We start from the raw sequence: 12,113 nt of genomic DNA, 5'->3' as shown, positions 1-12,113 counted from the left end.
TCATGGCGTCCATTGCCACACGCAGCCTGACCCTGAGCTACCAGCGTCAGGTGATTATCGACGGGCTGGATCTGCACCTGCCGCCGGGCAAGATTTCGGTGCTGATTGGCAGTAACGGGTGCGGCAAAAGCACCCTGTTGAAAGCCTTAGCCCGCCTGCTCAAGCCGCAGCACGGCGCGGTGATTCTCAACGGTGCGGATATTCAGCGCAAACCCACGGCAACCGTCGCGCGGGAGCTGGCGATCCTGCCGCAGATGCCCATGGCGCCGGAGGGCATCAGCGTGCGCCAACTGGTGGGGCTGGGCCGTTATCCTTACCAGAACTGGATGCAGCAGTGGTCGGCCGAGGATGAGGCGATGGTCGAGCGGGCGCTGCTGCAGACCGGTATCCAGGCCCTGGCGGAGCGGCCGGTGGATGCGCTGTCCGGCGGGCAGCGGCAACGGGCGTGGATCGCCATGACCCTGGCGCAGGACACCGATATCGTGCTGCTGGACGAGCCGACGACCTTCCTCGACCTGGCGCACCAGATCGAGGTGCTCGACCTGCTGCGCGAACTCAACCGGCGCGAGAACAAGACCATCGTCATGGTGTTGCACGACCTCAATCTGGCTTGTCGCTACGCCGACCACATGATCGCAGTGCATGAGCGTGGCGCGTTTGCCCAGGGCAGGCCCGAGGCGATCCTGACCGAGGCGTTGGTCAAAACGGTGTTCGACCTTAACTGCCGGATTGTCCCCGATCCGTTCTTCGGCACGCCGATGTGCATTCCGTTCGGTCGGGAACTGCCGCAATGAACCCGGCCTGCACGTTCACCGCAGAGGAATGGGCGCTGCTCGCCGGGCCGCTGCGCCTGAAGACCTTTGCCGAGCGGGACCTGCAACGCTGCCTGGCGGCATCTGATTTGTTGCAGGAAGAGGTGTGCGCACGGCTGTTGGACCTGCTGACGCCGGTCATCGGTTCACCCTCGCCGGCGGTCACCGCCTCGCTGCTGGCGAAACGCCTGGCGTTCCTCGCCACCGGAGCCTGTTTGTATGCCATGTCGGTGTACGACAAGGGATTGCAGCTGTCACTGGACAACACGGTGATCGAATACGGCCACGATGAAGGGCGGTGGACGTCTGCGCTGCCGTTGCACCAGCCCCAGCCTTTTGCCTATGCCGCCGGCGAGCGCGACGCCTGGCGGCAAGCCATCGTCGCCGCGCTATTCGCCGGGCTGTTGAAACCCTTGTGGCAGAGCTTCGCCCGGGTCAGCGGTATTTCCTTGCGAATTCTCTGGGACAACACGGCCGCGCGGGTGTATTCGCTGTACGAGAAACGCATGGCGAAAATCCAGTCGGCGGCGGTGCGCGAGCGCTGCGCCGCGGATTTCGCCTGGCTGCTGAACGTAGCGGAACCGGCCTTGTTCGGCCTTGATTACAACCCGCTGCGGCATTTCCGCCGGCCCCTGACGCTGCTCGACGATGGCCAGCGCAGCGTGCGCTTCCGGCGCACCTGCTGCTTCTATTACCAAGCCTCCGAGCCCGTCGAATACTGCTCGACCTGTCCTCTGTTGCGTCCGAGGAAGTGCCGGTGAGCTATCGGATTGCCGCGCGCCGGCCGGGCGTCGGTCAAGACCTGTTGGATGCCTATCGCACGATCGCGACCTCGACCATTGGCCACCTGACCGACAGCGGTTACCTGCGCGGTATCAGGCCATTGTCCGATGGCATGCGCATGCTCGGCCCTGTCGTCACGGTCAAGCTGTTCACCCCGGACGGCAGCATTATTCGCGAAGCGCTGTTGGCGAGCGAGCCGGGCGACGTTCTGGTCATCGAGTGCGTGGGCGATCCAGACTGTGCCTGCTGGGGCGAGTTGCGCACCCTGGCCGGCCTGGCCAAAGGGCTGGCCGGGGTGGTGGTGGCGGGTGCCGTCACCGATGTCGGTGCCCTGCGTCGGCATCGGTTGCCGGTCTTTTGCCAGGGCGTCAGCGCGCTGACCACGCGCAGCCTGGGCGTGCGTGGGGAAGTCAATCAGCCGGTCAGGGTCGGTGCGGTGCCGGTGCAGCCAGGGGATCTGGCCATTGGCGATGACGACGGCGTCTTTATCCTGGCCGCGCAGCAAGCGCATGACTTGCTTGCCGCACTTTTGGCAAAGGAGCACGCGGACCAGATGCGCAGGGACGAGCTCATGCTGAAAGTTAACGCTCGTCGGCTGTCGGAATCGTCTTGCTGAACCCTTGGCCAGCGATTGCAGACGCTGAGCGCGGCCTGTCATCTTGCCTTCATCTGCCTCATCTAGCCTGGTTGGCAGGCTCTTGGTAAGCCTGGAACAGTTCTCAGGGACACACGCGGGAGGCATCGCCGATGGATGATTATCAAGAAGAGTTGCTCGAATCGCGCGCCATCGAGCAGGACTTGCCGGAGTGGGATGAAGACGCCACCGAGCTTTAATGTGACCGCCGCGTACCGACAAACGCCGGATTAAGGCGGCGGGGCGGGTAATCGCCGCGCTCCTGGCAGGCCGCTTAGCCTGGCCTGCGTTGGCTGCGGCGAAATTCGCCTGGGGTCTGTTGGTTCCAGCGTTTGAAGGCCCGCTGGAACGCCTCGGCCGAGGCGAAGCCGAGCAGGTAGGCAATCTCGCCGAAGGCCAGTTCGGTGTCGCGGATGTAGGCCATGGCCAGGTCGCGACGGGTTTCGTTGAGGATGCTGCGAAATTGTGTGCCTTCTTCGTGCAACTTGCGCCGGAGCGTCCAGGTTGGCAGTTGCAGGCGCGCGGCAACTTCTTGCAGGTCCGGCTCGCGCCCGTGCAGCAGTGGCCCGAGCAGCAGGGTAATGCGCTCGCGCAGGCTGCGGGTGCGGGTCAGTTGTTGCAGTTCCCCTTCACAAATTTCCAGCAGATGGCGCCAGGTGCTCGGGCAGTGCTCGGGGTTGCGCAGGTTGAGCGTGGCTTGGCTCAGGCGCAGTTGGTTGTGGGTGGCGGCGAACTCCATGGCGCAGCCGAACAGTTCGCTGTACTGCGCGCTGTAGCTGGGCGGCGGGAACTCGATTTGCACCTTCTCCACCGTCAGTCGCTGCTTGGCCAGGCTGCCCAGTTGTTGCAGCCAACTGGACAATACCGAGTCGACCACGAAGCGGTTGTAGGCGTTGTAGGGGCTGATCGAGTAGAAGCGTAGCCAGGCGCCCTGGGCATCCTCGTGCAGGCTCGACTGGCCACGGTAGTTGGCGGCATACAAGGGTTCGAAGCGGATCAGCGCGCGGGCCGCTTCGCGCACGGTGGGCGCTTGCGCGGCGGTGACCCCGGCCAGGCCGACCTGGCTCAAACGGTTCAGCTGACCCATCAATAAACCGAGGCCGGGCTCGCCGGTCAGTTGAATCGCCGCGTGCCCCAGGCGCATGTAGCGGGGGATCGACAAGCGTGCTCTGGGTTCGGCCAGGCGCGCGGCGTCGAGGCCGTAATGATCGAGCAGCGCGGCGGGGTCTTGGCCGAGCTGGCGGGTGGCATCGGCCAGGCCATGGACGAAACCGACCGAGAGATCGCCGAGACGAACCCGCTGCGGTTTCACTGTGCCGGTATCCAGAGGTTCAGTAGGTGGCTACCTGCGGCTTGACTGGCCTGGGGCACATTCAGTGGCGTCAGCTGGGTTTTCCGAGACGCGCCGCCTACCGGCCAGTCCAGTTTGCCGCGCAGGAACAGCGGCGGGCTGTGCATGCCGTGGTCGATCAGGCGCAGGCTGCTTTGTGGGTGGCCGGGACGCCAATCGCGTTCGACCTGGTACTGCAATGCGCCCACGCTGAGGCGTTGCGCCGGGCTGCCAGCGGGGCGCCAGGGCCATGGCTCGCTGTAGGGCTGACCCTGAATGTGGCCTTGCGCAGAAAACACCAGGCTGAGATTGCGCAGCGGTCCATCGCCGCTGTGCAGTTGGCCGTCTTCCACACGTGGCTCGGGCAGCAGGATGGAGCCCGCGAGCAGGGTGACCCGATAGTCGCGGGCCAGCCCAGCGAACAGGCTCTGGTAATCCTCGGCCATCTGCGCGGCTTTCATGCGCAGCAGGGCTTCGTCCAGCCGATCGGCATCCAGGTTGAGCAGCAGCGCCTTGATGGCCAGCAGTGGATTACCCAGCAGCAGCCAGTCGCGCACTTCCTGGCGGCTGCGCGTCTGGTAGAACTCGGCTTTTTCGTCGCGCGCCAGCAGCCAGGTGCCGATATGTTCGGGCAGTGCCACCAGCGTATTCGGCCCCAGCAGGCCCGCGTCGCGAGCGTTATCCAGCGCGGCGGTGAGCTTCAGGCGCAGATGGGCCGGGCTCTGGTAATCCGATGGGTAGAGCTGTGGGCGAATCAGCAGCAGGTTGCCGCGCACTTGCGCGGGGGCCGGTTCGCTGCTGATCGAGCTGCGCAGATCCGACAGGTAATGCGCCTCAGGGCGCCGCTCGGCCCAGATCAGGAATGCCGCCAGGCAACTGCCGACGATCAGCGTGACGAAAAGTAGCGAAAGTGTGCGGATCATGGGGTCATAGGGTAGGTGGGTGGTTGGGCGTTTGCCAAGCAGTGGTGTGCATTTGGATCAATAAGTTGTCACTTTAGGTCATTGAGGCGCCTTGTCCGGCTCTTTATCGTCTAGCGCATACCGACCGCGGTCCAGCTGAGACCGCGGCATTCCCGTGAAATGCCCTGCTCGATGTGGAGAACTCCATGGCCGCCGCTCATTACCCGCACCTGCTCGCCCCGCTGGACCTGGGCTTCACCACCCTGAAGAACCGCACCCTGATGGGCTCCATGCACACCGGCCTGGAAGAAAAGCCGGGCGGCTTCGAGCGCATGGCGGCTTACTTCGCCGAGCGTGCCCGTGGCGGCGTGGGCCTGATGGTCACTGGTGGCATCGGTCCGAACGAAGAGGGCGGCGTGTATTCCGGCGCGGCCAAGCTGACCACCGTCGAAGAAGCCGAGAAGCACAAGATCGTCACCCAAGCGGTGCACGCCGCGGACGGCAAAATCTGCATGCAGATTCTCCACGCCGGCCGTTATGCCTACAGCCCGAAATCGGTAGCGCCGAGTGCGATCCAGGCGCCGATCAACCCGTTCAAGCCGCGCGAGCTGGACGAGGAGGGCATCGAGAAGCAGATCCAGGACTTTATCAACTGCTCGTTGCTGGCCCAGCAGGCCGAGTACGACGGCGTCGAGATCATGGGCTCGGAAGGTTATTTCATTAACCAGTTCCTCGCCGCCCACACCAACCAGCGCACCGATCGCTGGGGGGGCAGCTACGAAAACCGCATGCGTCTGCCGGTGGAAATCGTCCGCCGCGTGCGCGAAGCCGTTGGCCCGAATTTCATCATCATCTATCGCCTGTCGATGCTCGACCTGATCGAGGGCGGCAGCACCTGGGACGAAATCGTGCTGCTGGCCAAGGCCATCGAGCAGGCCGGCGCGACCATCATCAACACCGGTATCGGTTGGCACGAAGCGCGTATCCCGACCATCGCCACCAAGGTGCCGCGCGCCGCGTTCACCAAGGTCACCGCCAAGCTGCGTGGCGAGGTGAGCATTCCGCTGATCACCACCAACCGCATCAACACCCCGGAAGTGGCTGAGCAGGTCCTGGCCGAAGGCGATGCCGACATGGTGTCGATGGCGCGTCCGTTCCTCGCCGACCCGGATTTCGTCAATAAAGCCGCCGAAGGCCGCAGCGATGAGATCAACACCTGCATCGGCTGCAACCAGGCCTGCCTGGACCATACTTTCGGCGGCAAACTGACCAGCTGCCTGGTCAACCCGCGCGCCTGCCACGAGACCGAGCTGAACTACATTCCGACTACCGCAGTGAAGAAGATTGCCGTGGTCGGTGCTGGTCCTGCTGGCCTGTCCGCCGCCACCGTGGCCGCAGAACGTGGCCACAGCGTGACCCTGTTCGATTCGGCCAGCGAAATTGGCGGCCAGTTCAACGTCGCCAAGCGCGTGCCGGGCAAGGAAGAGTTCTTCGAGACCCTGCGCTACTTCAAGCGCAAGCTGGAAACCACCGGCGTCGACCTGCGCCTGAATACCCGTGTGTCGGCCGACGAACTGGCCAAGGGCGGCTTCGACGAAATCATCCTGGCCACCGGTATCGCCCCGCGCACCCCGGCCATTCCGGGTATCGAGCACGCTAAGGTGATCAGCTACCTGGACGCCATTCTGCAGCGCAAACCGGTGGGCCAGACGGTGGCGGTGATCGGTGCTGGCGGTATCGGCTTCGACGTATCCGAGTTCATCATTCACCAGGGCGTTGCCACCAGCCAGGACCGCGCAGCGTTCTGGCACGAGTGGGGCATCGACGCCGAGCTGGAAGCCCGTGGCGGTGTGGCCGGGATCAAGGCCGAAGTGCATGCGCCGGCGCGCCAGGTGTTCCTCCTGCAACGCAAGAAATCCAAGGTTGGCGATGGCCTGGGCAAGACCACCGGTTGGATTCACCGCACCGGTTTGAAGAACAAGAACGTGCAGATGCTCAACTCGGTCGAGTACCTCAAGGTCGACGACGCCGGCCTGCATATCAGCATCGCCGGTGGCGAGCCGCAGGTATTGCCGGTGGACACCGTGATTGTCTGTGCTGGCCAGGACCCGCTGCGCGAACTGCAGGAAGGGTTGGAAAATGCCGGGCAGAGCGTGCACCTGATTGGCGGGGCCGATGTCGCCGCCGAGCTGGACGCCAAACGGGCAATCAACCAGGGCTCGCGCCTCGCCGCCGAACTCTAAGCAGTCAACGCCCCGCCTTGTGCGGGGCGTTTTGCATGTGGCCGACAATAATAAGGAGACGCTCATGTCCAGCAACACCCAACTTCAACCGGCAGCGGCCGCCACGCTCGCGCAGTGGCATGGCCTGATGCAGAACAACGACCTGCGTAGCCTGCCGGAATTGCTGCATCCGCAGGCGGTGTTCCGTTCGCCGATGGCGTTCAAGCCCTATGCCGGTGCGCCCATGGTGTCGCTGATTCTGAATACCGTGAGCAAGGTGTTCGTCGAGTTCGCCTATCACCGCGAACTGGCCACGGCCGATGGTCTCAACGTGGTGCTGGAATTCAGTGCCAAGGTCGGTGAGCGCGAGCTCAAGGGTATCGACATGATTCGCTTCGATGAGGCCGGCAAGATCGTCGAGTTCGAGGTGATGATTCGGCCGATGAGCGGTTTGCAGGCGCTGGGAGAAGAAATGGCCAAACGTTTGGCGCCGTTCCTCGCCGCGGCCAAGCACTGATCGCCGACCGGTGCACCAAGCCCATCACAGTTTCGCTCTGCCGCCGGTCCGTGCGGGCCTGGCGGCAGAGCGACTGCCAACCCAGTCACATTGCTGGCTTTAGTTTTTCCCCTAGACTTGCCTAAACAAAGGGATAGCGCCTGAAATACAGGTCTTGCCTGACCTGTCAGGCCTGTCACTCGCCTGAGCGGATTCCACCGTGTTGGCCTAGAGGGAAACCGATGAGCATGCAGAACAAGCCGCAGATGGTTGAGGCCGTGATGTTCTTCAGTGAACGTGGCGGCATCTGCAAGCAAATGTTCTTTCCCGAGTTCGAGGCCCTGCTCGACGGCGTAGTCAATATGCCGGAGTTTGCCGACGCGCAGATGCGCGTTGCCTATGTGGTGATCAACCCACGCTTGCTGATCAAATCGGCGGTGTTCTTTTACCTGGATTTTGACGAAAAAGGCGCTCCCGACAAGGGCTGGAACATCCCCTTGCAGCACCTGTCCGAGCGCGCCGGGCGTGGCCCCGACCTGGGCGCCGGACCGATTCGTCTGGCGTGCCGCAGCCAGTGTCCGGTGTCCTGGCACCAGATGCACCTGTGGGACCCGAGTTTGGCGCCTGGGCAGAATGACCTGGTGCTGCTGCGTGATGCGGCCAAGCGCAACAGCCTCGGCCTGCTGGTCGAGGACGACAGCGCCCAAGCCGTTGCTCCGGAGCGCTTGCAGATGGCCTCGGAAGACAAATGGTATGCGCCCGATCCGTCCACGGACGCGGCGGACAAGCTTGCGCAAAAGCTGGATCAGGAACATCGCCTGAAAACCGCGCAACTGATCAAGCAGCAGCGCCTGCGCATCAGTAGCCTGGGCCAGCAGCACGACGAAGAACTGGCCAAGTTCAAGCTGGCCACTGAAGAACAAAGCAAGAACCTGCAAGCGCAGATTCATGGCCTGCATCAGGCCCTGCGTCAGCAGGAGGAACTGAACGCTACCCTCAAGGCGCAACTGGCGGCGCAGGCGGCCAGCTTCCAATCCTCACGCGAAGAGATGACCGAGCAATTACGCGCCCTGGAACGGCATGGACGTACCGAGGGCGATATTCTACGTGCCCAGTTCGAGAGCGAGATGCAGGCGAAAATCGCCTCGGCGGTGGTCGAGTACAAAGAACAGATCGCCATTCGCGATGTCGAGCTGGCTTACCGCAACGAGCAAGATGCGCAGTTGCAGCAGGAACTGGAGCGCCTGACGCGCGAGCGCGCTGAATTGGCGAGCCAGGGCGGCGAGCAGATTCTTGAGCGCTTGGCCAAGCTTGGCGTGGTTTTCGTGGTGTACCACCCAGGTGCCGGGCACCTGACCATTCCCTTGCAGGATATTGCGCGTTATCAGGACAACCCCATGGCCTATGCCGCGGCCAAATGCTTTGTCTCCGAGCTGCAATACCGGCATTGGTTGGCGCATTACCAGCAGCCGAGCTGCGAAGCTTCGCTGCCCAGCGGGGAGCGCTGCGCCATCCCGATCGACCGTGTCGACACCCCGAGCCGTTTCGCCATCGGTGATTCCAACTGCTGCGCGCGGCACAAGGCCAGCAGCCGTTTACGCACCGTCAGCTGACCCTTGTCGCTCGTTGTTCCCAACTGGTTACCCAGGGCGCCGCTGCAACGGCTGGCGTTTGCCTGGCTGGTGCCTGCCGGTGTCGAATTGGCGGTATTGCGCCTGGACCTGATCGATCCGCTGCTCAGCGGCAACAAGTGGTTCAAGCTTGCCCCGCACGTGCAGGCGGCATCCGCTGCCGGAGCGGACGGCCTGATCAGTTTAGGTGGGCCGCACTCCAATCATCTGCACGCGCTGGCTGCCGCCGGTCAGCGTTTCAACTTCCCCACCGTCGGCTTATTGCGCGGCACCGCCCAGGACACACCGACAGTGCGTGACTTGCAACGCTTGGGCATGCAGCTGCACTGGCTGGGGTATGGCGGTTATCGTGCGCGGCATCAGCCAGGCTTCTGGGCACCCTGGTGCGAGCGCTATCCGGCCTTGTATCCGGTGCCCGAAGGCGGCGGCGGATTGTTGGGGGCCTCGGGCTGCATCGAGTTGCTGACTCAGGTGCGCGAGCAGTTGGTAACGCTGGGCTGGCCGGATTACCACGGGCTGTGGCTGGCAGTTGGCACGGGCACGACCCTGGCCGGCCTGGTGCTCGGCGAAGCCGGCGAGCATCCGGTTTATGGCGCCTTGGCGGTGCCCGCGGATCACGGGGTGGCGCAGCACGTGCAAGCGACTCTCGCCGCCGCTGCTGTGGCGAATAGCGGCTACCACTTGCTGGAGGCCTGTCGCGGTGGTTTTGCCCGGGTCGATACGGCGTTGGCGGAGTTCCTGTTGGCCAGCGAAGCGGCCACCGGTATGCCGTTGGAACCGCTGTATACCGCTAAAGCGTTAATGGCATTGCGCCAGCAAGTCGAGGCCGGTTACTTTGCTCGCGGCAGCCGCTTGGTATTCATCCATACGGGTGGTTTGCAGGGGCGTAGCGCGGCTTTGCGCACACATTCACAGGCGAGCTCGCCCCTTTCAGCCGGCTACACTGACTCTTGACCAGCGGAGCCTGGATATTTCCATGAGTGAACCCCTCAATCCCGAGCAATTGCGCAGTTTGACGCCGTTGAATGTGCTGTCCGAACAGCAGTGGCGCGAGTTGCGCAGTCAATTGGTGCCGCAACCCTTGCTGGCCGGACAGCTGCTGTTCCGTCAGGGCGATCAGGCGCGGCTGACCTACTACCTGCTGGCCGGCGAATTATTGCTCCAGACGCACGATGGCCAGCAGCAGCGTTTGCTCGCCGGTAGCGAGGCCAGTTGTCATCCGTTGTCGCCGAGCCTGCCGCGTCTGCATGAAGCGCGCGCGTTGAGCGATGCCAGCGTGTTGGCGCTGGACAGCGCGACCTTGAATCGTTTGCTGACCTGGCGTCTGGCTTACCAGGATTTGCTCCTGGCGCTTGGCCAGAACGACGACGTGGAATGGTTGGAGCGGCTGCTGGAAAATCCGCTGTTCGCCAAGGTTCCGCCGTCCAATGTGCGCGCCATGCTTGAGTGCTTGCAGCGTGTCGAGCTGGCGGCGGGCAGTACCGTCTTGCGCGAAGGCGAGGTCGGCGATTGCTGCTATTTCCTCAACAGCGGTCGGGCCGAAGTGATTCGCGGCGCCGACAGCGACAAGCAAGTTCTCGCCGAGTTGGACGTGGGCGCCTGTTTTGGCGAAGAAGCGTTGCTGGCTGACCGGCCACGCAACGCCACGGTGACCATGCTCGAAGACGGCGTGGTGCTGCGTTTGGAGCGCCAGGCGTTTTTCTCTCTGCTTAAAGCGCCGGTCGTGGATGAAGTGTCGCTGGGCGAAGGCGCCCGTTTGCTCGCCTCCGGCGCGCAGTGGCTGGATGTGCGCTTGCAGGAGGAGTACGAGCGGGCTCATGCGCTGGAATCGCTGAATATGCCATTGCAGTTGTTGCGTTTGAAGGCGCGCTTGCTGGATAAAAATCGCACTTACCTGTGCTACTGCGACAGCGGTAAGCGCAGTGCCAGCGCGGTATTTTTGTTGTCGCAGCTGGGCTTTAGCGCGTATGCCTTGCGTGACGGGCTGGATGCATTACCGGCGGTGCAGCGCGACGGTTTGTTGTGTGAAAGCGGCTCCGGCTACCTGGCGCGTTCCGGTGGGCGTACCGAACGCAGTCGTTGAGCGTAGGCCGGGTCATGTGCGCTGAAAGTCTGTTGATGTGAATCTGTCGCGGAAAATCTGCGCGCCGTTCTGGTGAGCCCATTTCGCCTGGGCGCACTGACGTTTGCCTATGTGTGCGCACTGGGAGCCTGTCGGACTTGACCGTTCGTAGTGAGGGAAGTCCGGTTCGAATCAGTTTTTTTGATCTTTCGAGGCGAGTAGCTAGCTAGTCAACGGGCTCCTAGCGCTCGGTTCGCTGGGGCCAGTCGTCGCTGACCAGGAACAAGCGCTCAGCCTCGACCCAGTCACCCTGAGTGCCGTGCTCCAGGCGGATCAGCAACTGTGCGTTGGCGTTAGGCTCCAGCGCGTTGAACCACTCGTGCAGTTGGGCCGCGGACCACAGTTCGCGGTGCGCCAGGCGTGCCTGTGCCAGCCAGGCTTGGCGCGGCAGCGGCTGCCAGCAGCCGTCAGCGCTGTGGGTGAGGAAGCTTGGCCAGTCGCGGCGGTGCAGCCAGCGGCCCTGCAGGTGATGGGGGTTGGCGCCTTGCGGCGGCGCGCAGTGTTTCGGCCAGGGGTAGAACAGATAGCCACCGATCCACAGTGCCGCCTGGGCATCCACCAGCTCCAGCTCGGCCAGGGCCGGACGCGCTTCGCCGCGGGCGGAGAGCGGCAGTTGGTGGTGGCCGAGGTGGTCGAGTTTGATATCCAGGCGGTCATGGCTGCCGGGGCCGAGCCAGTGTGCCGGGTGTTCGCCGCTCGCCTGTTCGGGGCCTAGATAGAGCTTGATGGCCAGTTCCAGATGGTGCACGCCTTCTTCGTCGCGCAGTAGCAAATCCAGCTCGCCAAGGGTATGCCCGGCCTGGCGGATCGGCAGGTTGGCCGCCAGCAACTCGATGCCCGGTGCGGCGCGCAGGGCAAATTGCCAGAGCCGTTCGTAATACAGCCCCAGGCGCCGCACCGAGCTCTGCGCCAGCCAATCCAGCAACGGGCTGTGGTCGCGGTCAAGCTGGGTCAGCCAGTCGGCCAGGGTGCCGGGCATGCGTGCCCAGGGGCTGGCGTTCAGTGGGTGGCGCTGTGGCCAGGGCGTTGTGCTGAGCATCGGCGGCGAAAGCAGAACCCAGGCCAAATCGCGCACCACCGGGTGGCGCAATTGCTGGGGCAGGTCGGTCAGCGAGGCAAAAGGAGTCATTCAGCGAGCATAGCGCCGCGGGCTCAAGTTTGCCGCTGTCCTTGGCTTTCGC

At 63.7% G+C, this 12,113-nt stretch carries 11 protein-coding genes; 8 read left to right on the top strand and 3 right to left on the bottom strand.

What is annotated here, in order from left to right; genetic code table 11:
* Positions 1-2 precede the first annotated feature (2 nt).
* The 3 genes from B3M58_RS04490 to B3M58_RS04480 are packed head-to-tail and all read left to right on the top strand — an operon-like array spanning position 3 to position 2,211.
* On the top strand, positions 3-794 hold the full coding sequence (locus tag B3M58_RS04490) for an ABC transporter ATP-binding protein (protein ID WP_296217373.1): 792 nt from the start codon (positions 3-5) through the stop codon (positions 792-794).
* On the top strand, positions 791-1,573 hold the full coding sequence (locus tag B3M58_RS04485; protein WP_296217372.1) for an IucA/IucC family C-terminal-domain containing protein: 783 nt from the start codon (positions 791-793) through the stop codon (positions 1,571-1,573). Before B3M58_RS04490 ends, B3M58_RS04485 begins: the two co-directional genes overlap by 4 nt.
* Entirely contained in the window at positions 1,570-2,211 is a 642-nt protein-coding gene (locus tag B3M58_RS04480; protein ID WP_296217371.1) for an RraA family protein, read from the top strand. The genes B3M58_RS04485 and B3M58_RS04480 overlap by 4 nt, the downstream gene beginning before the upstream one ends.
* A gap of 292 nt (positions 2,212-2,503) precedes the next feature.
* Here the strand turns inward: B3M58_RS04480 and B3M58_RS04475 are convergent, their stop codons facing one another.
* Positions 2,504-3,541 carry an AraC family transcriptional regulator gene (locus B3M58_RS04475; protein WP_296217370.1) on the bottom strand — a complete coding sequence of 346 codons (1,038 nt, stop codon included), beginning with the start codon at positions 3,539-3,541 and terminating at the stop codon, positions 2,504-2,506.
* Entirely contained in the window at positions 3,538-4,482 is a 945-nt protein-coding gene (locus B3M58_RS04470; protein WP_296217369.1) for a hydrolase, read from the bottom strand. The genes B3M58_RS04475 and B3M58_RS04470 overlap by 4 nt, the downstream gene beginning before the upstream one ends.
* A 185-nt stretch (positions 4,483-4,667) precedes the next feature.
* On the opposite strand from B3M58_RS04470, the gene B3M58_RS04465 reads away from it, so the two are divergent.
* The 5 genes from B3M58_RS04465 (at position 4,668) to B3M58_RS04445 (ending at position 10,893) form a co-directional block, all read left to right on the top strand.
* Entirely contained in the window at positions 4,668-6,704 is a 2,037-nt protein-coding gene (locus tag B3M58_RS04465) for an NADPH-dependent 2,4-dienoyl-CoA reductase (protein ID WP_296217368.1), read from the top strand.
* A 64-nt stretch (positions 6,705-6,768) separates the two neighbouring features.
* Positions 6,769-7,200: a nuclear transport factor 2 family protein gene (locus tag B3M58_RS04460; protein ID WP_296217367.1), complete on the top strand. Its 432-nt coding sequence runs from the start codon at positions 6,769-6,771 to the stop codon at positions 7,198-7,200.
* A 221-nt stretch (positions 7,201-7,421) separates the two neighbouring features.
* A complete protein-coding gene (locus tag B3M58_RS04455; protein WP_296217366.1) occupies positions 7,422-8,792 on the top strand; it encodes a chromosome partitioning protein ParA in 1,371 nt (456 codons plus the stop codon).
* A gap of 3 nt (positions 8,793-8,795) precedes the next feature.
* Entirely contained in the window at positions 8,796-9,764 is a 969-nt protein-coding gene (locus B3M58_RS04450) for a 1-aminocyclopropane-1-carboxylate deaminase/D-cysteine desulfhydrase (protein WP_296217365.1), read from the top strand.
* A 22-nt stretch (positions 9,765-9,786) separates the two neighbouring features.
* A complete protein-coding gene (locus B3M58_RS04445; protein WP_296217364.1) occupies positions 9,787-10,893 on the top strand; it encodes a cyclic nucleotide-binding domain-containing protein in 1,107 nt (368 codons plus the stop codon).
* A gap of 220 nt (positions 10,894-11,113) precedes the next feature.
* On the opposite strand, the gene B3M58_RS04440 is transcribed toward B3M58_RS04445, so the two are convergent.
* A complete protein-coding gene (locus tag B3M58_RS04440; RefSeq protein ID WP_296217363.1) occupies positions 11,114-12,061 on the bottom strand; it encodes a DUF1853 family protein in 948 nt (315 codons plus the stop codon).
* Between the last annotated feature and the right edge of the window lie 52 nt (positions 12,062-12,113).

Origin of the sequence: Pseudomonas sp. UBA2684, from assembly GCA_002354655.1 — a bacterium.
In the GTDB taxonomy this organism is placed as follows: domain Bacteria; phylum Pseudomonadota; class Gammaproteobacteria; order Pseudomonadales; family Pseudomonadaceae; genus Aquipseudomonas.
The sequence above is the reverse complement of the archived record's forward strand: the minus strand, read 5'-3'. Positions and strand labels throughout refer to the sequence as shown.